This is a genomic window from Streptomyces piniterrae, from assembly GCF_005048155.1.
In the GTDB taxonomy this organism is placed as follows: domain Bacteria; phylum Actinomycetota; class Actinomycetes; order Streptomycetales; family Streptomycetaceae; genus Streptomyces; species Streptomyces piniterrae.
In genome coordinates this window covers 75,680-100,871 of the sequence record NZ_SUMB01000019.1, presented here as the reverse complement: position 1 = coordinate 100,871, position 25,192 = coordinate 75,680, and the positions used below count along the sequence as shown (strand labels likewise).

Genomic DNA, 25,192 nt, shown 5'->3' with positions numbered 1-25,192 from the left:
TGTGCGGGGCCGTACCGGCTGGGTAACGGATGGCGGCGCGGAGGTGGCCCCCTCTTGACGTGGGTGCCGTTCATCGCCGTAGATGCCCTTTGGCCTAAATGCATGCGCGCGACCGCGCATGTCCGATCGCACACAGAGGAGGGGGCCGATGAGACTGCTGCTGGTCGAAGACGACGATCACGTGGCCGCGGCCCTGTCCGCGGTGCTGGCCAAGCACGGCCTGTCCGTCGTGCACGCGCGTAACGGCGAGGAGGCGCTGCGGGCGCTGCTGCCGGACGCCGCCGAGCCGTTCGCGGTGGTGCTGCTCGACCTGGGCCTGCCCGATCAGGACGGCTTCGAGGTGTGCGGCCGGATCCGCAAGATCTGCGCCACCCCGGTGATCATGGTCACCGCGCGGTCCGACGTCCGTTCGCGCATCCACGGCCTCAACCTCGGCGCCGACGACTATGTCGTCAAGCCGTACGACACCGGGGAGCTGCTGGCCAGGATCCACGCGGTGAGCCGGCGGGGTGCGGGCGGCGGCGACCAGCCGCCCGAGGACGGCGCCGTCGAGGAGCCGCTGCGGCTCGGTGCGGTCACCGTCGAACTCCCCACCCGCCAGGTGTCCGTGGACGGCACCACGGTTCCGCTCACCCGCAAGGAGTTCGATCTGCTCGCGCTGCTGGCACAGCGTCCCGGCGTGGTGTTCCGCCGGGAGCAGATCATCAGCGAGGTGTGGCGGACGAGTTGGGAGGGCACCGGCCGGACCCTGGAGGTGCATATCGCCTCACTCCGCGCCAAACTGCGCATGCCGGCCCTGATCGAGACGGTCCGCGGCGTCGGCTACCGCCTCGTCGTGCCCGCCTCCGGGCAGCCGGCCGCTCCCGAGCCCCCCGCCTCCTGACGGCCGCCGCGAGCACGTGCGCACCCGACTCCTCCCGCTCCTCATCGTCCTCATGGCCGGTGTGCTGCTCGCGCTCGGCATCCCGCTCGGCGTCATCACGGCCGGGGTGGAACAGCAGCGGGTCGTCGTCGACCGGATCGACGACGCCGCCCGGTTCGCCTCCCTCGCCCAGTTCGTCACCGCCCGCCCCGATGCCGACGCCGCCACCAAGAGCCCCGACGAGGACGAGCGGTGCGCCACCCTCGGCGCCGAGCTGGCGCGCTACTACGACCTCTACGGCATCCGCGCCGGCGTCTTCTACCGTGACCACACCCCGATGGCGAGGGCACCGCAGGCGCTGCCGGTGCCCGACGAGGGCGAGGGCGCACAGGCCTTCAGCGAGGCACTGGCCGGCCGCCGCAGCCACGACCCCCGGCAGATCTGGCCCTGGGACACCGACGGCCGCATCCCCGTCGCCTCACCCGTCATCCGCGACGGGGACGTGGTCGCCGTCGTCGTCACCGACTCGCCCACCGGACAGCTGCGCTCCCGCATCCTGCACGGCTGGCTGCTGATCGCGGCCGGCGAGTGCGCGGCCATGCTCGTCGCCGTCGCCGCCGCCTTCCGTCTCACCGGCTGGGTGCTGCGCCCCGTACGGGTGCTGGACGTGGCCAGCCACGACATCGCCACCGGCCGGATGAAATCCCGCGTCGCCGCCACCGCGGGACCGCCCGAACTCCGCCGGCTGGCCCGCTCGTTCAACGAGATGGCCGACAACGTCGAAGAAGTCCTGGAACAGCAGCGCGCCTTCGTCGCCGACGCCTCCCACCAGCTGCGCAACCCGCTCGCCGCGCTCCTGCTGCGCATCGAGCTGCTGGCCCTCGAACTCCCCGAAGGCAACGAGGAGATCGCGTCGGTACGCACCGAGGGCAAACGCCTGGCCAGCGTCCTGGACGACCTTCTCGACCTGGCGCTCGCCGAGCACGCCCCCGCCGACCTCCAGCTCACCGATGTCGCGGCGCTCGCCGTGGAACGCGTCGACTCCTGGCGCCCGCTCGCCGACGACAAGGGCGTCCGCCTCACCTATGAGGGCCACACCGCGGTCACCGGCTGGGCCGACCCGGTCGCCCTCTCCAGCGCCCTGGACGCGGTCGTCGACAACGCCCTGAAGTTCACCCCGGCCGGCGAGCCGGTCACCGTGGACGTCGCGCCGGACGGCGAGCGGGTCCGTATCACCGTCGCCGACCGCGGCCCCGGCCTGACCGACGACGAGCTCGCCCGGGTCGGCGACCGCTTCTGGCGCAGCAGCCGCCACCAGAACATCTCCGGCTCCGGCCTCGGCCTGTCGATCACCCGCGCCCTGCTCGCCGCGGGGGGCGCCACCATCGCCTACGCACCGCACCCGCCGCACGGCCTCCAGGTCACCGTCACCGTGCCCCGCTCGGCCCCCTGAGCAGCGGGAAGATCCTCTGCCCGGCCGGCACCTGTGCTACGGTCGACGACGTTGCAGTTGTGGTACCCATGAATTTGGCGCCTGGAGGCTTGTAGCCCCGGGCGTTCCTTGTTTTTCCGGACCTGTTCCGGTGTCGGGCGATCATCTCCGCGACAAGGAGGCCGTGAAGTGCGGTCTCCGGTTTCCAAGAAGGAGAAAACTATGGCTTCCGGCACCGTGAAGTGGTTCAACTCGGAAAAGGGCTTCGGCTTCATCGAGCAGGACGGCGGCGGCCCCGACGTCTTCGCCCACTACTCGAACATCGCCGCCCAGGGCTTCCGTGAGCTCCTCGAGGGCCAGAAGGTCACCTTCGACGTGACCCAGGGCCCCAAGGGCCCGCAGGCGGAGAACATCGTCACCGCCTGACGCACCATGCGTCCCGCGGACGGGGCCCGCACCGGTCACACCGGTGCGGGCCCCGTCCCGTTTCCGTGGCGCGCCCTCGCTCAGGGCTTGACCGACACGTAATAGCGCCGCGCCCCCCGGTGCAGGGCCAGCGGATCGGTGAACACCGCCGTCCGCAGGTCCACCTTCTGCGCGGCGTGCACCTGGCGCCCGATCCAGTCCCGGCTCTTGATGACGGTCCGGGTGATGCCCTCCGTCAGCGCGGCGTCCTCCCGGTCGGTCGTCACCAGCAGATTCGCCACCGCGATCGTCTTCACCGCCTGCCCGTCCTGGGCCTTCGGGTACGCGTCGGCGGGCATCACCGCCGCCCGGTAGTAGCGGGTCCGCTCACCCTGCCGGTGCAGCGCCGGACTCAGATCGCCGAGCTGGACCAGCCGCACCGGGTACCGGTCCACCAGATGCTGAAGCGCCGCGGTCGGCAGCCCGCCCGACCAGAAGAACGCGTCCAGCTTGCCGCGCTCCAGCAGCGCGGGCATCTCGTCGATGCCGACCCGTACCGGCTCGATGTCCTTGTCGAAGTCCAGTCCCGCGGCCTCCAGCAGCTGCTTGGTGATCAGCTGTACGCCGGAGCCGTCCGCCCCGACACCCACCCGCAGCCGCCGCAGGTCCTTCGTCGAGCGCACCGCGGAGTTCTTCGGCACCACCAGGTGCATGTAGTCGTCGTACAGCCGGGCACACGCCCGCAGCCGGTCCGCGCCCGGCTCGCCCCTGCGCTGGTACGTCGCCACCGCGTCCGCCGTGGCGATGGTGAACTTCGCGCGCCCGGCCACCAGCTGCCGCAGATTGTCGATCGACCCCTCGCTGCGCGTCAGCCGCAGATCCACCTCGGGAAGATCACGGGCCAGATCCTGCTTCAGCAGCTCCCCGTAGCGCGCGTACACCCCGGTCGGCACCCCCGTGGCCAGGGTCACCTTCCCGCCGGGCGAGGGCGGGCCGCCCATCGACAGCAGCCACCACAGCAGCAGCCCGAGCCCGGCCAGCGCCGCGATGGCCGCCTGGATCGCCCGGCGGCCGGCTATGTGGGGGAGTGCTGTGCCCATGGGCGGGATCCTGCCAGGCCCGGACCGGGAAAGGGAGGGGCGGGGGTCCGCTGCGAGCACGTACCCTGGTCGATTGAGATGAGTGCGAAGACATACGAGGTGCGCACCTACGGGTGCCAGATGAACGTCCACGACTCCGAGCGGCTGTCGGGCCTGCTGGAGGACGCCGGCTATGTGCCCGCGCCCAAGGACTCCGATGGCGCCGATGTCGTCGTCTTCAACACCTGCGCGGTGCGGGAGAACGCCGACAACCGGCTCTACGGGAACCTCGGGCAGCTCGCCCCGAAGAAGGCCGCGCGGCCCGGCATGCAGATCGCCGTCGGCGGCTGCCTCGCCCAGAAGGACCGCGACACCATCGTCAAGAGGGCCCCCTGGGTCGACGTGGTCTTCGGGACGCACAACATCGGCAAGCTGCCGGTGCTGCTGGAGCGTGCCCGTGTCCAGGAGGAGGCGCAGGTCGAGATCGCCGAATCGCTGGAGGCGTTCCCCTCGACCCTGCCCACCCGGCGCGAGAGCTCGTACGCGGCCTGGGTCTCCATCTCCGTCGGCTGCAACAACACCTGCACCTTCTGCATCGTCCCGGCGCTGCGCGGCAAGGAGAAGGACCGCCGGCCGGGCGACATCCTCGCCGAGGTCGAGGCGCTGGTCGCCGAGGGCGTCAGCGAGATCACTTTGCTCGGCCAGAACGTCAACGCGTACGGCTCCGACATCGGCGACCGCGAGGCGTTCTCCAAGCTGCTGCGGGCCTGCGGCACGATCGAGGGCCTGGAGCGGGTCCGCTTCACCTCCCCGCACCCCCGCGACTTCACCGACGACGTCATCGCCGCCATGGCCGAGACGCCGAACGTGATGCACCAGCTGCACATGCCGCTGCAGTCCGGCTCGGACCGCGTGCTCAAGGCGATGCGCCGCTCCTACCGCCAGGAGCGCTTCCTCGGGATCATCGAGAAGGTCCGTGCGGCCATGCCGGACGCCGCGATCTCCACGGACATCATCGTCGGCTTCCCCGGCGAGACCGAGGAGGACTTCGAGCAGACGCTGCACACCGTCCGCGAGTCCCGCTTCGCGCAGGCCTTCACCTTCCAGTACTCCAAGCGGCCCGGCACCCCGGCGGCCGACATGGACGGGCAGATCCCCAAGGCCGTCGTCCAGGAGCGCTACGAGCGGCTGGTCGCCCTCCAGGAGGAGATCTCCTGGGAGGAGAACAAGAAGCAGGTCGGCCGCACCCTGGAGGTCATGGTCGCCGAGGGCGAGGGCCGCAAGGACGACGCCACCCACCGGCTGTCCGGCCGCGCGCCCGACAGCCGCCTGGTGCACTTCAATCGGAGCTTGCGAGGAGTGAACGACGAGCACAGCACCGGGCCCGAAGAACCGATCCGCCCCGGCGACATGGTGACCGTCGACATCACCTACGCCGCTCCGCACCACCTCCTGGCCGAGGGCGCGGTGCGCGGCATCCGCCGTACCCGCGCGGGCGACGCCTGGGAGAAGCGCAACGCCGCCCCGGCGGAGAAGGCCTCAGGGGGCGTCCTGCTGGGGCTGCCCACCATCGGGGCACCGGCCCCGAGCCCGGCCCCCGCGGCGGGCTGCGGCTGCGACTGAGCGGCCGCGGCGCAGCGGTGGTGCAGCGGCGGCCTGACGTTACGCTGCGTGGCATGCTCGTAGCCGCCGCCATCTGCCCCTGCCCGCCGCTGCTGGTCCCGGAGGTCGCGGCCGGTGCCGCGCCCGAACTGGACGCGCTGCGCGCCGCCTCCCTGGACGCGGTCGGCGTCCTGGCCGCCGCCCGCCCGGACCGGCTGCTCGTCCTCGGCCCGGCCGAACAGGCCGGCCGGGGCCCGCACCCCCAGGGCGCCGTCGGCTCCTTCCGCGGCTTCGGGGTGGACGTCGAGGTGACCCTGGGCGCCGCGGAGACCTCGTCCGAGCGGGAACTCCCGCCGTCGCTGTCCGTCGGCGCCTGGCTGCTGTCCCGGGCGGACTGGGCCGACGCCCCCGTGGAGGGCCTGGGCGTCGGCGAGCCGCTGCCCCGTGACCGGTGCCTGCCGGTGGGCCGGGAGATCGCCACGTCGGCGCCCCGGGTGGCGCTTCTGGTGATGGGCGACGGCAGCGCCTGCCGGTCGGTGAAGGCGCCGGGCTACTTCGACGAGCGAGCCGAGGCGTTCGACGCCGAGGCGGCCCGCGCCCTCGGCGCCGCGGACATCGCCGCACTGACCGCCCTCGACGAGGAACTGGCCGCCGACCTCCAGGCGTCCGGACGGGCCTGCTGGCAGGTCCTGGCCGGCGCGGCCCAGGGCGCGGGCCTGCGCGGCGAACTCCTCCGCGACGAGGCGCCGTACGGCGTCGGCTACTTCGTGGCCACCTGGTCGTAGGGGCCAGCGCCTGCCCTAGGTGGTCCCGGGCCGTGGCGACGCGGCCTGAGGGGCGCCAAAGCTACGGCGGCGGCCGCGCGGTCATCCACCGCGCGGCCGCCGCCGTATGCCACGACCCGCAGGGAACGGGCCGGCACCGCCGGTGCCGCCGTCCGCTCGCGGATCGGCCGTGGAACTACTTGCGGGCGCCCTCGCCCGCCTCACTGCCGGTCGCCGCCCCGGAGGACTTCTGGCGGGGGATCTCGAGGCCCTCGGCGGCCGCCTCGGCCGACGGCTCGTCCTCAGCGGCGGCCTCGTCCTGCTCCGCAGCCCCGGACTCCCCGGCCGCCTCCTCCGAGGCCTCGGCCTTCTCCCCCGCGTCCTCGTCGGCCGCGGAGGCCTCCGAGTCGGCCGTCACCGTCGCGGCAGCGGCCTCTTCCGTCGACGCCTCGTCCTTGCGACGGCGAAACCGCGAAAACACGCCCATAACTTCTCCTACGCTACTCATCCGGGCGAAATCCCGTGCCGCCCGGAGCGTCCCATTGCGCCGCCCGCGGGCGCCGGTCCTGCACCGGCTCCCGGGATCTCGCAACAGGCAACGACCTCACCCGTAGCCCGTCACGTCGCTCGTTCGAGATGGGGGCGTGATGTTTGCGAGACTGACGGGGTGAACATCGCCGTTCCCGCTCCGCGGGTCATCGCCGTCGTCGGCCCCACCGCGGCCGGAAAGTCAGACCTGGGCGTCGCCCTCGCCCAGCACCTGGGCGGCGAGGTCATCAACGCCGACTCCATGCAGCTCTACAGAGGCATGGACATCGGCACCGCCAAACTCACCCCCGAGGAGCGGCACGGCGTCCCGCACCGACTGCTGGACATCTGGGACGTCACGCGGGCGGCGAGCGTCGCCGAGTACCAGACGCTGGCCCGCGCCGAGATCGACCGGCTGCTCGCCGAGGGCCGCACCCCCGTCCTCGTCGGCGGCTCCGGGCTGTACGTACGCGGCGCCATCGACGCCCTCGAATTCCCCGGCACCGACCCGGACGTCCGCGCCCGCCTGGAGGCCGAGCTGGCCGAACAGGGCAGCGGCGCACTGCACGCCCGGCTTGCCGCCGCCGATCCCGAGGCCGGGCGCGCCATCCTGCCCAGCAACGGCCGGCGCATCGTGCGTGCCCTGGAGGTCATCGAGATCACCGGGCGGCCCTTCACCGCCAACCTGCCCGGCCACGAAGCGGTCTACGACACCCTGCAGATCGGCGTCGACGTCGAGCGCCCCGAACTCGACGAGCGGATCGCGCGGCGCGTGGACCGGATGTGGGACGCCGGGCTCGTCGACGAGGTGCGCCGCCTGGAGGCCGAGGGGCTGCGCGAGGGACGTACCGCCTCCCGGGCGCTCGGCTACCAGCAGGTGCTCGCCCAGCTGGCGGGGGAGTGCACCGAACAGGAGGCGCGCGACGAGACGGTGCGCGCCACCAAGCGCTTCGCGCGCCGTCAGGATTCCTGGTTCCGCCGGGACCCCCGGGTCCACTGGCTCAGCGGCGCCGCCGACCGCCGGGCGGAACTCCCACGGCTCGCGCTGGCGTTGCTCGAACGACCGGTCACAGCCTGATCACGTCATGGCATCGGGACGCTCCGGCCGTCATCCGGGCCCCTGAGGGCATGTCATCATCGACCTTCGATCGAGGCGTGCAATCTGCAGTGGGGAGGGCGCGTGGCAATGGAGGCCGGCCCTCGCAACAGAGCGCAGCAACCGGACCGGAACGCAGCCGACACGGCACCGCTGGCCCAGGACGGTCCGGACACGCCGGACGCCCTGACCGCCGCTGCCGACGGGATCCCCGCGCTCGCCGCGCCGGCCGCCCTCGACGCCGGCCTGGACGACTCGGACGGCCCCGACGCGGACCCCGGCCGGCCCGCCGAGGGCGGTGAGTCCTTCCGGGAGCTCCGGCCGCCGCGCCGGCTGCGGCTGTGGCAGCTCGCCCCGATCGTGGTGCTCGCCGCCGTCGGGTCGCTGATGTTCGCCTTTCCCCTCGCCTTCGAGTTCGGCGGCGACGGCGGCGCGGTGATCGCCATGCTCGGTCTGCTGCTGTGCTGCTGCGCGGCGGGCTGGGGCATGATGGCCGCCCGCCGCGTCGGCACCACCTGGCCGGGGCTGCCGGTGCGCGGCTCCGGGCGGCGCGCGAGCTGGCGGGTGGTCCTGATCTACGCCGCGCTGGTGGCGGTCCCCGCTGCCCTCGCCATCTGGCGGGTGGCCCGTCTGCGCTGATCCGGCCGTCGTCCCCGTAGGATTCAAGGATGACCAGCACGCAGCGCATCGCCTTCCTCAAGGGCCACGGCACCGAGAACGACTTCGTGATCGTCCCCGACCCGGACGGACGCCTGGAGCTGCCCGCGGCCGCCGTCGCCCGCATCTGCGACCGGCGGGCCGGGCTCGGCGGTGACGGGGTGCTGCGTGTCGTACGGTCCGCGGCGCATCCCGAGGCGCGGGCGATGGCCGACGAGGCCGAGTGGTTCATGGACTACCGCAACGGCGACGGTTCGATCGCCGAGATGTGCGGCAACGGCGTACGGGTCTTCGCCCGCTATCTGCTGCACGCCGGGCTGGTCGAGGCGGGCGAGGTCACCATCGCCACCCGCGCCGGCGTACGGCGGGTCCACGTCGCCAAGACCGGGCATGTCACCGTCTCGATGGGGCGCGCCGAACTCCCCGAGGAGAGCGTCGTCGTCACCGTCGGCGGGCGCAGCTGGCCGGCCCGCAACGTGAACATGGGCAATCCGCACGCCGTCGCGTTCGTCGAGGATCTGGACCACGCCGGCGAGCTGCGCACCGTGCCGCCGTTCAGCCCGGCGGAGGTCTATCCGGCGGGCGTCAACATCGAGTTCGTCGCCGACCGCGGCCCGCGCCATGTGGCGATGCGGGTGCACGAGCGGGGCTCCGGCGAGACCCGGTCCTGCGGCACCGGCGCCTGCGCGGTCGCCGTGGCCACCGCGCGCCGGGACGGCGCTGACCCGGCCGTCACCGGCACCCCGGTGACCTACACCGTCGATGTGCTCGGCGGCAGCCTGTCGATCACCGAGCTGCCCGACGGGACGGTGGAGATGACCGGTCCTGCCGTGATCGTCGCCGAGGGCACCTTCGACCCCGAATGGCTGACGGCGGCGCTCGCCTGACAGGTACACCGCCACGGGAAACGGGTCCAACCCCGAGATTCGCTCGAATGGGTGATCCGTTTCACGCTGGGCGAGAGCAGGACAGCGCTGCGTGATGGGCTCGATAGCATCAAGCACCGGCCGGGACGTCCGACTGACGGCGTCCCACCGCCGGTCGACGCTGCCGGAGGTGCCCATGAGCGCAGAGGCCACAAACCCTGGTAACCCTGAAGCAGCGGGCCGCAAGCGCGGCCGCCCCCGACTGGAGCTCCGGGGGCTGCGTCGGATCGGGCGCGCCGCGCTGCTCGGCCCGGCCCCCCGCGACGGCCTCCCGGACGCCCTGGAACACGTCGCCAAGGTGCATCGCGGCCACCATCCCGACGCCGATCTGGACATCCTGAGCAAGGCCTACGTCCTGGCGGAGTCCTCGCACCGCGGCCAGATGCGCAAGAGCGGCGAGCCGTACATCACGCATCCGCTCGCGGTGACCCTGATCCTCGCCGAACTGGGCGCGGAGACCACGACGTTGACCGCCTCCCTGCTGCACGACACGGTCGAGGACACGGAGGTGACGCTCGATCAGGTCCGGGCCGAGTTCGGCGCCGAGGTCTGCTATCTCGTCGACGGCGTGACGAAGCTGGAGAAGGTCGACTACGGCGCGGCCGCCGAGCCGGAGACCTTCCGCAAGATGCTGGTCGCCACCGGCAACGACGTCCGGGTGATGTCCATCAAGCTCGCCGACCGGCTGCACAACATGCGCACCCTGGGCGTGATGCGCCCCGAGAAACAGGCCCGGATCGCCAAGGTGACCCGGGACGTGCTGATCCCGCTCGCCGAACGCCTCGGCGTCCAGGCGCTGAAGAGCGAACTGGAGGACCTGGTCTTCGCGATCCTGCACCCGGACGAGTACGCCACCACCAGCCGCCTCGTACGGGAGCACGCCGGCACCGGCAGGCCGCAGCCCGATCCGCTGGCGGCCATCGCCGACCGGGTGCGCGGCACCCTCCACGAAGCCGGCATCGACGCCGAAGTGCGGGTCGTCCCACGGCACTTGGTGTCCGTGCACCGGGTCCTGCTGGGGCGCGGTGAGGTGACCGGCGCGGACCTGGGGCGGCTGCTGATCCTCGTCGCGGAGGACGCCGACTGCTACGCGGTCCTCGGCGAGCTGCACACCTGCTTCACCCCGGTGATCTCCGAGTTCAAGGACTTCATCGCGTCGCCCAAGTTCAACCTGTACCAGTCGCTGCACACCGCGGTCACCGGCGAGTCCGGGGAGATCGCCGAGACGCTGATCCGTACGCACCAGATGCACCGGGTCGCGGAGGCCGGGGTGATCGCGCTGGGCAATCCGTACGCACCGTGCACCGGGGCGTCGAGCCCCCAAGAATCCGACGCACCCGAAGGGGAGCGGGCCGACCCGACCCGTCCCGGATGGCTCTCGCGGCTGCTGGAGTGGCAGCGGACGACCCCCGATCCGGACACGTTCTGGACGTCGCTGCGGGACGATCTCGCGCAGGACCGGGAGATCACCGTGTTCTGTGCCGACGGGCTGCCGGACGGTCCCGACGGCCGGTCCGGAGCCGTCACCGGCGGCTCGGCCGGCGCCACCGGGGGCACCATCGGGCTGCCGGAAGGGGCGAGTTGTGTGGACGCCGCGTACGCGCGGCACGGCGAGGCGGCGCACTGCTGCATCGGCGCCCGGGTCAACGGCCGCCTCGCGACGCTCTCCACCGTCCTGCACGACGGTGACAGCCTGCATCTGCTGATGTCCCCGGACCCGGCGACCGGGCCCTCCCCGGAGTGGCTCGACCACGCCCGCACGCCGGCCGCCCGGCTCGCCATCTCCCGTCGGCTCTCGGAGCAGCCGGCGGCCGGCGGTCCGCCCGCCGGGCACGGGGAGGCACCGGCCGGACCGCCCGCCGCCGCGACCGAGCCCGACCCGCCGCAGGTCACCCCGGCCTCCGTCCTCGCGGTGGCGGATCTGCCGGGCGCCGCGGTCCGGCTGGCGGGCTGCTGCACTCCGGTGCCGCCGGACAGCGTCACCGGCTTCGCCGTGAGGGGCGGCACGGTCACCGTGCACCGCGCCCTGTGCCCCGTGGTCGCGCGGATGGCGGCGACCGGCCGGCAGCCGGTCGGGGTGCGCTGGCGGGGCACCGGCAGAAGCGGCCACGGCTGCCGGGTGACGCTGCTCGCCGAGGCCTTCAGCAGGCCCCATCTGCTGGCCGACCTCACCGAGGTGATCGCCACCCAGGGCGCCGCCGTGGTGTCGGCCGCCGTCGAGCCCCCGCACGAGCAGCGGGTGCGGCACACCTACACGCTGCAACTGCCCGATGCCGGCGGGCTGCCGTCCTTGATGCGCGCGATGCGCCAAGTTCCGGGCGTCTTCGACGTGTTGCGGGCCGGCCGGGCGAGACAGGCCGCGGCGCTGCGCCCCTAGGGCCTGTCCCAAGGGGCATGGCCGGACCCGCGCCCCGACCCGTCGGACGGGCCCTGGGAGGACGGCGCGGGCGCTGGTCCCCGGCCTGTAAGCCGGACGTACGAACCACCGCCCGTTCGAGTGCCGTAATGCCGCGCCACCCGCGGGGGAGCGGGCCGCGCTGATAGCGGTAACCCATGTCGCTTCCCTTGCGCCGCCCGTCCCGCGAACCCGACCGCGCCACCCGCGCCCTGCCCGGCGACCCACCCCGCCGGACCCCGTCGCGGGCAGCCCGCCGCGCCGTCGCCCTGGGGCTCGCGGCCCTCACCACGCTCGGCGCGGCCGCGCCTCCGTCCCCGGGGCCGCTCGGCATCGGCGACCGCCTCTTCCCGGCCCTCGGCAACCCCGGCTACGACGTCCTGTCCTACGACGTGTCCCTGGACTACGGCGGCCGCAACGACCGGCCGATGAGCGCCGTCACCGAGATCAACGCCGAGGCCACCAGCCTCCTCGACCACCTCAACCTCGACTTCGCCCGCGGCACCGTCCAGTCCGTGGAGGTCGGCGGCCTGCCGGCCGAGCACGCCCAGCACGGCGAGGACCTGGTGGTCACCCCGATGCTCCCGATCCTGGCGGGGCAGCAGCTCCAGATCGTCATCCGGCACACCAGCGACCCGGACGCCAAGGGCGACGGCGGCTGGATCCGTACCGTCGACGGGCTGGCGATGGCCAACCAGGCCGATGCCGCGCACCGCGTCTTCCCCTGTAGCGACCACCCCTCCGACAAGGCGTTCTTCACCTTCCGTGTCAGCGCGCCCCGGGCACTGACGGCGGTCGCCAACGGCATGCTCGTGGGGCGCCGCGAGGAGGGCGCGCGGCGCGTCTGGACGTACCGGACCGCGCACCCCATGGCCACCGAGCTGGCGCAGGTGTCCATCGGGAAGTCCAGTGTGGTGCGCCGCCGCGGGCCGCACGGGCTGCCGCTGCGCGACGTCGTCCCGACCGCCGACCGCAAGGTCCTGGAGCCCTGGCTCGCCAAGACGCCGGGCCAGATGGCCTGGCTGGAGCGCAAGATCGGCCGCTTCCCCTTCGAGACGTACGGGGCGCTGATCGCGGACGCCAACACCGGCTTCGAGCTGGAGACACAGACCCTCTCGCTCTTCGAGAAGGGCCTGTTCACCACCAACCGGCTGCCCTCCTGGTACATCGAGTCCGTGATGGTGCACGAACTGGCCCACCAGTGGTTCGGCGACAGCGTCAGCCCGCGCCGCTGGTCCGACCTCTGGCTGAACGAGGCCCACGCCACCTGGTACGAGGCCCTCTACTCCCAGGAGAAGAGCGGCGGCCAGACCAGCCTGGAGGCGCGGCTGCGCCAGGCGTACGAGTCGTCGGACCGCTGGCGCGCGGACGGCGGCCCGCCCGCGACGCCCCAGCAGCCCAGCCCCGGCAAGAAGATCAGCATCTTCCGGCCGATCGTCTACGACGGCGGCGCGCTGGTCCTGTACGCCCTGCGGCAGAAGATCGGCAAGGGCGCCTTCGACCGACTGGAACGGGCCTGGGTGACCCGGCACCGCGACGGTGTGGCCGGCACCCGCGACTTCATCGCGATGGCCTCGCAGGAAGCCGACCAGGACCTGTCCGGCTTCCTGCACGGCTGGCTGTACGGGGCGAAGACCCCGCCGATGCCGGGCCACCCCGAATGGAAGGCCAAGGGAGCCGGTACACCGAAGGGAGCCGCTACACCGAAGGGGGAAGCGAAGCCGAAGGGGGAAGCGAAGCCGAAGGAGGGCGGAAAGTCCAAGGAGGGGGCGAAGCCGAAGGGAGAGGCGAAGCCGAAGGGCGGCGGGAAGCCCAAGGGGAGCGCCGAGCCCAAGGGGGGCGCCGAGCCGCAGCCCCAGGAAAACCCGCGTGACGCCCGTTGACGGGCCGTGCGACCATCGACAGGTCGACGCCGACGGACGCCCCGGGAATCTCCGGCGCGGCTCGGACGTTGACATCACCGAAAGCCGCGGCACCACCGACAGTCCCGGCGGGGCCCTCGGCCCCGCGGACTTCCCGACGAGACAAAGGATCAAATGACCTCCTCTTCTTCCCTTCCGCAGGACCGTTCCCTTTCGCAGGACCGGCAGCGCCTCCCCGAAGGCTTTCGGGCCAACGCCCTGATGGAAGAGGACGTCGCCTGGAGCCACGAGATCGACGGGGAGCGTGACGGCGACCAGTACGACCGCTCGGAGCGGGCGGCGCTGCGCCGTGTCGCGGGCCTGTCCACCGAGCTCGAAGACGTCACCGAGGTCGAGTACCGGCAGCTCCGCCTGGAGCGGGTGGTGCTCGTCGGCGTCTGGACCACCGGGACGGTGCTCGACGCGGAGAACTCCCTCGCCGAGCTCGCCGCGCTGGCCGAGACCGCCGGCGCCATGGTGCTCGACGGCGTCATCCAGCGCCGCGACAAGCCCGACCCGGCCACCTACATCGGCTCCGGCAAGGCCCTGGAGCTGCGCGACGTCGTGCTGGAGTCCGGGGCGGACACCGTGGTGTGCGACGGTGAGCTCTCCCCGGGCCAGCTGATCCACCTGGAGGACGTCGTCAAGGTCAAGGTGGTCGACCGGACCGCTCTGATCCTCGACATCTTCGCCCAGCACGCCAAGTCCCGGGAGGGCAAGGCGCAGGTCTCCCTGGCGCAGATGCAGTACATGCTGCCCAGGCTCCGAGGCTGGGGCCAGTCGCTGTCCCGGCAGATGGGTGGCGGTGGCTCCGGCTCCGCGGGCGGCGGTATGGCCACCCGTGGCCCCGGTGAGACCAAGATCGAGACGGACCGGCGGCGGATCCGCGAGAAGATGGCGAAGATGCGCCGGGAGATCGCGGAGATGAAAACCGGCCGGGACATCAAGCGCCAGGAACGCCGGCGCAACAAGGTCCCCTCGGTCGCCATCGCCGGCTACACCAACGCCGGCAAGTCCTCCCTGCTCAACCGGCTCACCGGAGCCGGTGTCCTGGTGGAGAACGCCCTGTTCGCCACCCTGGACCCGACCGTCCGGCGGGCCGAGACGCCCAGCGGGCGGCTCTACACCCTCGCCGACACCGTCGGATTCGTCCGGCATCTGCCGCACCACCTCGTCGAGGCGTTCCGCTCCACGATGGAGGAGGTCGGCGACTCCGATCTCATCCTGCATGTGGTCGACGGCTCGCATCCGGTGCCGGAGGAGCAGTTGGCCGCGGTGCGCGAGGTGATCCGCGACGTGGGCGCGACGGACGTGCCCGAGATCGTGGTCGTCAACAAGGCCGACGCCGCCGATCCGCTGGTGCTCCAGCGCCTGCTGCGCCAGGAGAAGCACGCCCTCGCCGTCTCGGCCCGTACCGGGCAGGGCATGGCGGAGCTGCTCGAACTGCTCGACGCGGAACTGCCGCGCCCCCAGGTGGAGATCGAGGCACTGGTGCCCTACACCCAGGGCGCCCTGGTCTCGCGGGCGCATGCCGAGGGCGAGGTCATCTCCGAGGAGCACACCGCGGACGGCACGGTCCTCAAGGCGCGGGTGCACGCCGAGCTGGCCGCCGAGTTCCAGGCGCATCTTTGCGCCTGAACCGGCGCCGCTCTCGCGGACGGGGTTGTCCGCCGCGGGGGTTGCTCGATTGATGGTTGCGGTTCCAGGCAAAGACGTGGGCCCGCTCCCGGTCTCCCGGGGGCGGGCCCACGTCATGTCTTGCGCGTCATATCGCGCAGGTGGGCGATGCGAGCGGCACCGGCGTACGGCACCGCCCGCGGCGCGGCGTCAGCCCTTGGCCGCCCACTTCTTGCTCATGTTGTCGAAGATCGACTTGGCCTCGGCGCCCAGGTGCGGGCCGGCCGCCCACTTGGCCGGACGCGGCCCCATCGACATGTTCGAGACCAGCACCGGCTTGCCGTCCTCGCCCTTGGCGAACCAGGGGCCACCGGAGGAGCCACCGGTCATGGTGCAGCCGATCCGGTACATGGTCGGCATCTTGGCGTTCGTCGTCAGACGGGTCGGCTTGTCGGTGCACTGGTTCTGGATGGCACCGTCGAACGGCGCCTCCGCCGGGTAGCCCTGAGCGGTCAGGCTCGGGATCTTGTTCATCGCCGGAGCGTTGAACTCGACCTCGTACGCACCGCCGGCGATCTCCTCCAGCGACTTACCGCCGTTGTCCGTCTCCGGCTTGACGTGCATCAGCGCGAAGTCGTACGGAGCCATCGGCACGCCGGGAACGGCGCCGCCGTCCTTGATCCACTCGCTGGAGGTGGCCATGTCGTCCGCCCACCACTTGCCGGACGGCACCCGGTCCTCGAACGGCGTGGTCTTCATCTTGCTGGCGGGCTGACCGGTCCGGTTGAAGTTCGGCACGAACATCATGTTGCGGTACCAGCCGCCGTTCTTGCCGGCGTGCACACAGTGCGCGGCGGTCCACACGAGGTTGGACTTGCCGGGGTGCGCCGGGTCCTTGACGACCGTGGCGGAACAGCGCGATTCGCCCTCGGGGGTGCTGAACGCCAGCAGCCCGACGCCGGGAGCGGTCGAGGTGTAGGGCGTCTTGACCGGCTGGGCCGCGACGGCCGCGGGCTCCGGGTCGGTCTTGCCCTGGTCCTGGGAGATGTCCTCAGGCTTGCTGGGGTCCTTCGGCGGCTTGATCTTGTCGATCTTGTCCGGGTTCCAGAAGTCCTTGATGATCGGGTTGATGAACTCCCCGGCCTCGCGGAGCCACTTGTCCTTGGACCAGTTCTTCCACTCGCCGTTCTTCCACTTGTCCAGGTCGAAGCCGTGTTCCTTGAGCTTGTCCTGGATGTCCTTGGGGATCTGGATGTCACCCCCGCCCGTGGTGTCGGCCGCCTGGGTCGGCTTGGCGTCCGCGTCGCCGCTGTCCGGCCCGCACGCGGTGAGTGTCAGCGACAGCACCGCGGTGAGGGCGGCCGCGGCCACGACTGGCCGACGTATGGATCGCATGGGTGAGCTCCCCCTGGTTAATTCGATCTGAGCTTGTGTGGCTCGGGCGTACCTGCGCGCTCTGACACTTGTCATGAACGCCAAGATCCGAAGCGCAAGACCCCACTATGCCGGTGCCGGTGGGGACGGCGGTACTCGGGTCCCCGGTTCCCACGCCCGCAGGGATCTTGCCGGCAACCGTGATCCTCCGTCGGCGGCGTCGTTGGTACGTACGGGGGACAGCCGGCCCGCCGCAGCGGCCGGCCCGGTATTCACACCAGCAGGAGGACACAACTGCCGTGGCGTTGACCGATACCGTGCCGGCGGCCGTGCCGTCGGCCCACGAGGGGATCCTGCGGCGGCAGTCCCTGCGTGAGTCCGCCGCCCGTACGTACGCGCGCTCGCTGCCCATCGTCCCGGTGCGCGCCCGCGGGCTGACCATCGAGGGCGCCGACGGCCGGCGCTATCTCGACTGCCTTTCCGGCGCGGGCACGTTGGCGCTCGGGCACAACCACCCCGTGGTGCTCGAAGCGATCCGGACCGTCCTGGACTCCGGCGCGCCACTGCACATCCTCGACCTCGCGACGCCCGTCAAGGACGCCTTCACCACCGAGCTCTTCGCCACACTGCCCGGAAAGTTGGCGGAAAACGCGCGCGTCCAGTTCTGCGGACCGGCCGGCACGGACGCGGTCGAGGCCGCGTTCAAACTCGTCCGCACCGCGACCGGACGGGACGGCCTGATGGCCTTCTCCGGCGCGTACCACGGCATGACGGCGGACGCGCTCGCCGCATCCGGAGGAGCCCGGCACAGCGGTGTGACCCGGCTGCCCTACCCGTACGACTACCGCTGCCCGTTCGGGACCGGCGGCGAGCGCGGTGCCGAACTCGCCGCCCGCTGGACGGAGAACCTGCTCGACGACGAGAAGAGCGGGGTGCCGCGGCCCGCCGGGATGATTCTCGAACCGGTCCAGGGGGAGGGCGGCGTGATCCCCGCCCCGGACGACTGGCTGCGGCGCATGCGGGAGATCACCGCCGCCCGGCGGATCCCGCTGATCGTGGACGAGGTGCAGACCGGCGTCGGCCGCACCGGCACCTTCTGGGCGGTCGAGCACAGCGGGATCGTGCCCGATGTCATCGTGCTGTCGAAGGCGATCGGCGGCAGCCTGCCGCTCGCGGTGATCGTCTACCACGAGGAGCTGGACGCCTGGCGGCCCGGCGCGCACGCCGGCACCTTCCGCGGCAACCAGCTCGCCATGGCCGCCGGCCGGGCCACCCTCGCCTACGTACGGGAGAACGGGCTGGCGCAGCGGGCCGGGGAGCTCGGCGCCCGGATGCTCGCCCGGCTCAGCGGACTCGCCACCGCCCACGACTGCATCGGCGACGTCCGGGGCCGCGGACTGATGCTCGGGCTCGAACTGGTCGACCCGGAGGCCGACGCCGACGCCACCGGCGCCCGGCCCGCCGCCCCCGCACTCGCCGCCGCCGTCCAGCGCGCCTGCCTGGACCGCGGACTGATCGTCGAACTTGGTGGCCGGCACGCCGCCGTCGTCCGCCTGCTGCCACCCCTGACCATCACCGACGAACAGGCGGACGCGGTCCTCGACCGCCTTGCCGACGCCATCGCCGCGGCGGTCCGCACCACCCCCGGCCCGACGGGCTCGTCCCCAACGACCATGCGAGGCACCTCCCCATGAACGAACGCCCCGGCTCCGACGGGACCCAGGCCGCCGAGCGACTCCCCGCCCACCAGGGCGCGGAGACGATCGAGCCAGCCGTACCGCGCCAGCAGCGGCGCGCCCCCGACGACAGGCGCCAGCCCCCGGCGGCCACGGCCCCGGCCGCGCCCGCCCCGTTCGACCGCCCCCAACCCGACGACGGCGACCCCCTGGACCACCCGGATCCGGCGGCCGCCGCCGACGCCGCGGGCGTCGAGAACCTGCTGCGCTGCTGGATCCGCGAAAGCGGCACCCACCGCCCGGCCGGCGGCCGGCTGCGCATCCCGCTCCACGCCAGCGCGAGCGCCCTGCACATCCCCGTCCGCTACTGGTCGCCCACCGGCTGGCACCGCTTCGGCGCCCCCACCCTGGAGGGCACCCCGGTGGGCGCCGCCCCGCTGGACGCCGTCACCCTGGCCGCGCTGCTGCGCCGGGAGGCCGCACACGGAGCCGAGCGCCGGGCACCGCAGGACACGCCCCGTCCGGCATCGGACGCCGACGGAGCCTGGATGGTCGGCCGGGTCGCCGACTCCGTCCGCAGCACCTCCCTCTTCATCGCCGACCGGCGCGCCCACCCCGCCGACAACCAGGGCGCGCTTTTCCTCGAAGCCGAACAGTCCCTCCTCCTGGGCCACCCCCTGCACCCCACCCCCAAGAGCCGCCAGGGCCTCACCGACGCCGAGACCCACGCCTACTCGCCCGAACTGCGCGGCGCCTTCCCGCTCCACTGGATGGCCGTGCACCGCTCCGCCCTCGCCACCGACTCCGCCTGGACCGAACGCGGCAAGCCCGTTCCCGCCGAGCAGCTCGCCGCCGAACTCGCCGGGGGCACCCTCCGACTCCCCGACGAGACCGTGCCGTTGCCGCTGCACCCCTGGCAGGCCAGGGAACTCGCCGACCGCCCGGACGTCGCCGCGCTCCGCGACGCCGGTCTGCTGCACGACCTCGGCCCCCGCGGCCCCCTGTGGCACCCCACCTCCTCCGTCCGCACGGTCTACCGCCCCGACGCGGAAGCCATGCTCAAACTCTCCCTCGGCCTGCGCATCACCAACTCCCGCCGGGAGAACCTCCGCAAGGAACTGGAGCGCGGCGTCGAGGTCCACCGGCTGCTGCGCACCGGCCTCGCCGAGCAGTGGCAGGCCGCCTTCCCGGGGCAGCCGGGCTTCGACATCGTCCGCGACCCGGCCTATCTCGCCGTCGACGACGCCGACGGCGCGCCCGTCCAGGGGCTCGACGTCGTCATCCGCCACAACCCCTTCGGGCCCGCCGACGACGCCGTCTGCATCGCCGGGCTGACCTCGCCACGGCCCTGGCCCGGCCAGACGGGGATGAGCTCCCGGCTCGCCCGGCTCGTCGCCGCGCTCAGCGCCCGTACGGGGCGCTCGGCCGGTGCCGTCGCCACCGAGTGGTTCCTGCGCTATCTCGAAGCCGTCGTACGGCCCGTCCTCTGGCTGGACGGCACCGCGGGCGTCGCCCTGGAAGCCCACCAGCAGAACACCCTCGTGCTGCTGGACCTGGACGGCTGGCCGGCCGGCGGCCGCTACCGCGACAACCAGGGCTACTACTTCCGCGCGTCCCGGCGCGCCGAACTGGAGCGGCGGCTGCCCGGCATCGGCGCGACCAGCGACACCTTCGTCGCCGACGACGTCACCGACGAGCGGCTGGCGTACTACCTGGGTATCAACAACGTCCTCGGCCTGATCGGTGCCTTCGGCGCGCAGCGGCTGGTCCGCGAGGAGATCCTGCTCGCCGCCTTCCGGCGCTTCCTGGCCGACGCCGCCACCGCCCCCGCCGCCCATCGCTCGAACCTGCCGGAGCAGCTGCTGGCCGCCCGCACGCTGCGCTGCAAGGCCAATCTCGCGACCCGGCTGCACGGCCTCGACGAACTCGTCGGCCCGGTCGACACCCAGTCCGTGTACGTCACCGTGGCCAATCCGCTCGCCACGTAGGCCCGTCCGGACCGGGGCGGCGGGCGCCGTTCGCCGCCCCGGTTCCCGCCCCGCATCCGCCCTCACCCCCAGCCGGCTCCCGACCCCGCAGCCCCGCGACCCACAAGGCCACGCGTCATGCGGCCACGAGAGGAGAGCGTCGCCGTGCCATCCACCGACTCCGACCTCGGCCCCAGCTCGGAATCCACCCTCGAACGGCAACTCCCTTGGGAATCAGCGATGTTGTCCGCCGGGGAGGGTCGGGAGACGGGGCAGGCCCCGGCACCCGACCGCGCCTCGGGGCCCGATCGCGCTCCGTGGCCCGATCGCGCTCCGGCCGAGGGCCCGCTGCTCGGCGACCCGGCGGACTGGCCGCCCGCCGACACCTCCGCCGGGCCGTTCGCGCTCGTGCCCGTCCGGCTGGACCGCGATCTGGCGCGAATCGCCCGCTGGATGAACGATCCGGCGGTCGCGGCCTTCTGGGAGCTGGCGGGGCCGCCCGAGACCACCGCCGCCCATCTGCGCACCCAGCTCGACGGTGACGGGCGCAGCGTGCCCTGCCTCGGGGTGCTGGCCGGCGTCCCGATGAGCTACTGGGAGATCTACCGCGCCGACCTGGACCCCGTGGGCTCTTACTACAGGGCGCGGCCCCAGGACACCGGTGTGCACCTCCTGATCGGCGGCGCCGGCGACCGCGGGCGCGGCCTGGGCACGGCGCTGCTGCGCGCCACCGCCGATCTCGTGCTGGACCACCGGCCCGGCTGCGGACGCGTCGTCGCCGAGCCCGATCTGCGCAACACCCCCTCCGTCGCCGCGTTCCTGGGCGCGGGGTTCCGCTACGCCGACGAGATCGAGCTGCCGGACAAACGCGCGGCCCTGATGATCCGCGACCGCGCGCACCGCCACCTGCTCTGACCCCGGGGCCGTCCGACGACGGCCCCGGCGGCGTTGTGGCCCGCATCCCCAGTGCTTCCCCCCCCGGGGCCTCCGCCCCCACCCCCGCCCCACCCCCGACAAACCACCCATCCCGTCGTCCCGGTTGTCCCCCGCATGTGCCGGGCCCGTCCGCTCCGAGGAGTCCCGCCTTGTCTCCAGCGCCCCAGCTCCCGCACAGCGCCTGGCAGCACGCCGCGCGCCGACTGTTCGCCAAGACCCTGGCGGAGTTCGCGTACGAGGAAATCCTCACCCCCGAGCCCGATGGCACCGCCCCCGACGGCACCCCGCGCTACCGCCTGCCCGTCGGCGACGCCCTCGTCTACCGCTTCCACGCCCGCCGAGGCGCCTACGGGCACTGGCGTGTCGACCCCGAGTCCATCACCCCCGACAGCGACCCCCTGCGCTTCCTCACCCATGCCCACGACACCGTGCTGGGCCTGTCGGGCGACACCACCGGACACCTCATCCGCGAGCTGACCGCCACCCTCGCCGCCGACACCCGCCTCGACGCCACCGCCGTCAGCGCGGCCGACCTCGCCGACCTGGACTACGCCGACCTGGAAGGCCACCAGACCGGCCACCCCTGGCTCGTCGCGAACAAGGGCCGGCTCGGCTTCTCCGCCACCGACGCGGCGCACTGGGCCCCGGAAGCCCGCACACCCCAGCGGCTGCCCTGGCTCGCCGCACACCACGCGCTCGCCCACTATCGCGGCGTCCCCAGCCTCGCCACCCCCGATCGCCTCTACGGCGAGGAACTCACCCCCGCCACCCGCGCCGCCTTCGACCGCGCCATCTCCGACGAGGGCCGCGACCCCGCCGACTACCTCTACCTCCCCGTGCACCCCTGGCAGTGGGACGAGACCATCGCCCCGCTCTTCGCGCCGCAGCTCGCCGACAGATCCATCATCGCGCTGCCCACTGACAACGACCTCAGGCTGCCGCAGCAGTCGATCCGCACCTTCCTCAACATCAGCCGCCCGCAGGCCCGTACGGTCAAGCTGCCGCTGTCCATCCTCAACACCCTGGTCTGGCGCGGCCTGCCCACCGAGCGCACCCTCGCCGCCCCCGCTGTCACCCGCTGGGTGCACGGCCTACGCGACGACGACACGTTTCTGCGCGACGAGACCCGGGTGATCCTGCTCGGCGAGACCGCCTCCGTCACCGTCGAGCACCCCCTCTACGACCGGCTGCCCGGCGTCCCGTACCAGTTCAAGGAACTCCTCGGCTGCATCTGGCGGGAGCCGGTCAGCCGCCATCTGGACCCCGGCGAACGCGCCCGCACCCTCGCCTCGCTGCTCCAGACCGACCCCCACGGCCGCGCCCTCACCGCGGAGCTGGTGCACCGCTCCGGCCTGGCGCCCCAGGCCTGGCTCCGCCGTCTCTTCGCCGCCCTGCTTCCGCCCCTGCTGCACTTCCTCTACCAGTACGGCACGGTCTTCTCCCCGCACGGCGAGAACGCCATCGTCGTCTTCGACGAGCACGACATCCCCACCCGCCTCGCGGTCAAGGACTTCGTCGACGACGTCAACACCACCTCGCAGCCGCTGCCGGAACACGACTCCATGCCGGACGACGTCCGGGCGGTGCTGCTGACCGAACCGCCCGCGTTCCTCACCCAGTTCATCCACTCCGGGCTGTTCGTCGGCGTCTTCCGCTATCTCGCGCCGCTGTGCGAGGACCAACTCGGCATTCCCGAGAGCGAGTTCTGGTCACTCGTCCGCGCGGAGATCGTGCGCAACCACGAGCGCTTCCCGGGCCTCAAGGAACGCCACGAGACCTTCGACCTGCTCACCCCGCGTATCGAGCGGCTGTGTCTGAACCGTAACCGTCTGCATGTCGACGGCTACCGGGACCGCCGCGACCGCCCGCACGCGGCGGTGCACGGCACCGTGGCCAATCCGCTGCACGCCCTGTGATCCGGCCCGGCTGTCAGTGGTCCCGCGTAGGCTTGCAGCGCTATGACAAAGCCCTCCCTCCCCGATCTGCTCCATGCCGCCGTCACCGCCGTCGGCGGCACCGAGCGCCCCGGCCAGGTGGCGATGGCCGAGGCCGTCGCCGAGGCCGTGGACGACCAGTCCCATCTGCTCGTGCAGGCCGGCACCGGCACCGGAAAGTCCCTCGGCTATCTGGTGCCCGCGCTGGCCCACGGCGAGAGAGTCGTCGTCGCCACGGCCACCCTGGCGCTGCAGCGCCAGCTCGTCGAGCGCGACCTGCCCCGCACGGTCGAGGCGCTGCACCCGCTGCTGCGCCGCCGCCCCGAGTTCGCCATGCTCAAGGGCCGCTCCAATTACCTCTGCCTGCACCGCCTGCACGAAGGCGTCCCGCAGGAAGAGGAGGACGGGCTCTTCGACCCGTTCGAGCAGGCGACGCCCACCAGCAAGCTCGGCAAGGACCTGCTGCGGCTGCGCGACTGGGCGGACGAGACGGAGACCGGCGACCGTGACGCGCTCACCCCCGGTGTCTCCGACCGCGCCTGGGGCCAGGTCTCGGTCTCCTCGCGGGAGTGCCTGGGCGCGTCGAAGTGCGCCTACGGGGCGGAGTGCTTCGCCGAGGCCGCCAGGGAGCGCGCCAAACTCGCCGATGTCGTCGTCACCAACCACGCGCTGCTGGCGATCGACGCCATCGAGGGCGCACCGGTGCTGCCGCAGCATGAGGTCCTGATCATCGACGAGGCCCATGAGCTGGTCTCCCGGGTCACCGGCGTCGCCACGGGTGAGCTCACCCCCGGCCAGGTCAACCGTGCCGTGCGCCGGGCCGCCAAGCTCGTCAACGAAAAGGCCGCTGACCAGCTCCAGACCGCCGCCGAGACCTTCGAGCGACTGATGGAGCTGGCGCTGCCGGGCCGCCTGGAAGAGATCCCCGAGGACCTCGGCTACTGCCTGATGGCGCTGCGCGACGCGGCCCGTACGGTCATCTCCGCGCTCGGCTCGACCCGCGACAAGTCCGTCCAGGACGAGGACGCCGTCCGCAAGCAGGCCCTCGCCTCGGTGGAGAACGTCCATGCCGTCGCCGAGCGCATCGCCAACGGCTCCGAGTTCGACGTGGTCTGGTACGAGCGGCACGACCGCTTCGGCGCCTCGCTCCGGGTGGCCCCGCTCTCGGTCTCCGGCCTCCTCCGGGAGAAGCTGTTCGAGGACCGCTCCGTGGTCCTCACCTCCGCCACCCTCAAGCTCGGCGGCGACTTCAACGGCGTGGGGGCTTCGCTGGGTCTGGCTCCCGAGGGCACCGAAAGCGAGGCCGGTGGGGTCACGAGTCCCCCTTGGAAGGGCCTCGATGTCGGCTCGCCCTTCGACTACTCGAAGCAGGGGATCCTCTACGTCGCCAAGCACCTCGCGCAGCCGGGGCGTGAGGGCAGCCGTACCGACATGCTCGACGAACTCGCCGAGCTGATCGAGGCGGCGGGCGGCCGCACCCTCGGCCTGTTCTCCTCCATGCGCGCCGCCCAGGCCGCCGCCGAGCAGCTGCGCGGCCGCCTGGACATGCCGATCCTCCTCCAGGGCGAGGAGACGCTGGGCGAGCTGATCCGCACTTTCGCGGAGGACGCCCGGACATGCCTCTTCGGCACCCTGTCGCTCTGGCAGGGCGTCGATGTCCCGGGCGTGAACTGCCAGCTGGTGGTGATGGACCGGGTGCCGTTCCCGCGTCCGGACGATCCACTGATGAGCGCCCGGCAGAAGGCCGTGGAGGAGGCCGGCGGCAATGGCTTCATGGCGGTCGCCGCGACGCATGCGGCCCTGCTGATGGCCCAGGGGGCGGGCCGTCTGGTGCGTGCCACCGGTGACCGCGGCGTGGTCGCGGTCCTGGACCCGAGGGTGGAGCGCGCCCGCTACGGCTCTTTCCTGCGCAAGTCGATGCCGGACTTCTGGTACACGACGGACCGCAACCAGGTCCGCAAGTCGCTGGCAGCGATCGACGCGGCAGCGAAAGCGGCTGAGGCATAGGCGGGGGCTCTGTGCCGTGCGGCTTCGTCGCACA

The 25,192-nt window shown here is 72.6% G+C and carries 19 protein-coding genes; 16 read left to right on the top strand and 3 right to left on the bottom strand.

The genetic code is table 11. The features are described from left to right. Positions 1–148: 148 nt before the first annotated feature. The 3 genes from FCH28_RS36665 (at position 149) to FCH28_RS36655 (ending at position 2,720) form a co-directional block, all read left to right on the top strand. On the top strand, positions 149–883 hold the full coding sequence (locus FCH28_RS36665; RefSeq protein WP_136744757.1) for a response regulator transcription factor: 735 nt from the start codon (positions 149–151) through the stop codon (positions 881–883). 16 nt (positions 884–899) lie between these two features. Next, a complete protein-coding gene (locus tag FCH28_RS36660) occupies positions 900–2,315 on the top strand; it encodes a sensor histidine kinase (RefSeq protein ID WP_136744756.1) in 1,416 nt (471 codons plus the stop codon). 201 nt (positions 2,316–2,516) lie between these two features. Further along, positions 2,517–2,720 (top strand): cold-shock protein, encoded by a 204-nt coding sequence (locus FCH28_RS36655; RefSeq protein ID WP_136744755.1) that lies wholly within the window; start codon positions 2,517–2,519, stop codon positions 2,718–2,720. Positions 2,721–2,800: 80 nt separating this feature from the next. Here the strand turns inward: FCH28_RS36655 and FCH28_RS36650 are convergent, their stop codons facing one another. Then, the gene (locus FCH28_RS36650; protein WP_136744754.1) at positions 2,801–3,799 is read right to left on the bottom strand and encodes a TAXI family TRAP transporter solute-binding subunit; all 999 of its coding nucleotides are present in this window, start codon (positions 3,797–3,799) and stop codon (positions 2,801–2,803) included. 78 nt (positions 3,800–3,877) lie between these two features. Here FCH28_RS36650 and miaB point away from each other — a divergent pair, with 78 nt between their 5' ends. Together miaB and FCH28_RS36640 are read left to right on the top strand one after the other, a co-directional pair. Next, positions 3,878–5,401 (top strand): tRNA (N6-isopentenyl adenosine(37)-C2)-methylthiotransferase MiaB, encoded by a 1,524-nt coding sequence (gene miaB / locus FCH28_RS36645; protein WP_136744753.1) that lies wholly within the window; start codon positions 3,878–3,880, stop codon positions 5,399–5,401. Between the two features lie 53 nt (positions 5,402–5,454). Further along, positions 5,455–6,165 carry a class III extradiol dioxygenase subunit B-like domain-containing protein gene (locus FCH28_RS36640; RefSeq protein ID WP_136744752.1) on the top strand — a complete coding sequence of 237 codons (711 nt, stop codon included), beginning with the start codon at positions 5,455–5,457 and terminating at the stop codon, positions 6,163–6,165. A gap of 175 nt (positions 6,166–6,340) precedes the next feature. On the opposite strand, the gene FCH28_RS36635 is transcribed toward FCH28_RS36640, so the two are convergent. After that, entirely contained in the window at positions 6,341–6,625 is a 285-nt protein-coding gene (locus tag FCH28_RS36635) for a hypothetical protein (protein ID WP_425472073.1), read from the bottom strand. A 186-nt stretch (positions 6,626–6,811) separates the two neighbouring features. Between FCH28_RS36635 and miaA the strand changes: the two genes are divergently transcribed. The 6 genes from miaA (at position 6,812) to hflX (ending at position 15,285) form a co-directional block, all read left to right on the top strand. Further along, the gene (miaA, locus tag FCH28_RS36630; RefSeq protein WP_136744750.1) at positions 6,812–7,750 is read left to right on the top strand and encodes a tRNA (adenosine(37)-N6)-dimethylallyltransferase MiaA; all 939 of its coding nucleotides are present in this window, start codon (positions 6,812–6,814) and stop codon (positions 7,748–7,750) included. Positions 7,751–7,858: 108 nt separating this feature from the next. Beyond that, complete coding sequence (locus FCH28_RS36625) at positions 7,859–8,407, top strand: hypothetical protein (RefSeq protein WP_136744792.1); 549 nt, start codon at positions 7,859–7,861, stop codon at positions 8,405–8,407. 29 nt (positions 8,408–8,436) lie between these two features. Continuing rightward, complete coding sequence (gene dapF, locus FCH28_RS36620; protein WP_136744749.1) at positions 8,437–9,312, top strand: diaminopimelate epimerase; 876 nt, start codon at positions 8,437–8,439, stop codon at positions 9,310–9,312. A 175-nt stretch (positions 9,313–9,487) separates the two neighbouring features. After that, positions 9,488–11,728, top strand: coding sequence for a RelA/SpoT family protein (locus FCH28_RS36615; RefSeq protein ID WP_136744748.1), 2,241 nt, complete (start codon positions 9,488–9,490; stop codon positions 11,726–11,728). Positions 11,729–11,904: 176 nt separating this feature from the next. Further along, positions 11,905–13,629 (top strand): M1 family metallopeptidase, encoded by a 1,725-nt coding sequence (locus tag FCH28_RS36610; protein ID WP_136744747.1) that lies wholly within the window; start codon positions 11,905–11,907, stop codon positions 13,627–13,629. A gap of 153 nt (positions 13,630–13,782) precedes the next feature. Continuing rightward, a complete protein-coding gene (gene hflX / locus FCH28_RS36605) occupies positions 13,783–15,285 on the top strand; it encodes a GTPase HflX (RefSeq protein ID WP_136744746.1) in 1,503 nt (500 codons plus the stop codon). Positions 15,286–15,474: 189 nt separating this feature from the next. On the opposite strand, the gene FCH28_RS36600 is transcribed toward hflX, so the two are convergent. Next, on the bottom strand, positions 15,475–16,659 hold the full coding sequence (locus tag FCH28_RS36600) for a trypsin-like serine peptidase (protein ID WP_136744745.1): 1,185 nt from the start codon (positions 16,657–16,659) through the stop codon (positions 15,475–15,477). 278 nt (positions 16,660–16,937) lie between these two features. On the opposite strand from FCH28_RS36600, the gene FCH28_RS36595 reads away from it, so the two are divergent. The 5 genes from FCH28_RS36595 (at position 16,938) to FCH28_RS36575 (ending at position 25,158) form a co-directional block, all read left to right on the top strand. Next, positions 16,938–18,332, top strand: coding sequence for a diaminobutyrate--2-oxoglutarate transaminase family protein (locus tag FCH28_RS36595; RefSeq protein ID WP_136744744.1), 1,395 nt, complete (start codon positions 16,938–16,940; stop codon positions 18,330–18,332). Beyond that, complete coding sequence (locus FCH28_RS36590) at positions 18,329–20,302, top strand: IucA/IucC family protein (protein ID WP_136744743.1); 1,974 nt, start codon at positions 18,329–18,331, stop codon at positions 20,300–20,302. Before FCH28_RS36595 ends, FCH28_RS36590 begins: the two co-directional genes overlap by 4 nt. Before the next feature lie 117 nt (positions 20,303–20,419). Continuing rightward, positions 20,420–21,196, top strand: a complete 777-nt coding sequence (locus FCH28_RS36585; protein ID WP_246103496.1) for a GNAT family N-acetyltransferase — start codon at positions 20,420–20,422, stop codon at positions 21,194–21,196. A 170-nt stretch (positions 21,197–21,366) separates the two neighbouring features. Next, complete coding sequence (locus FCH28_RS36580; RefSeq protein ID WP_136744742.1) at positions 21,367–23,133, top strand: IucA/IucC family protein; 1,767 nt, start codon at positions 21,367–21,369, stop codon at positions 23,131–23,133. A 42-nt stretch (positions 23,134–23,175) separates the two neighbouring features. After that, positions 23,176–25,158 (top strand): ATP-dependent DNA helicase, encoded by a 1,983-nt coding sequence (locus FCH28_RS36575; RefSeq protein ID WP_136744741.1) that lies wholly within the window; start codon positions 23,176–23,178, stop codon positions 25,156–25,158. Positions 25,159–25,192: the final 34 nt, after the last annotated feature.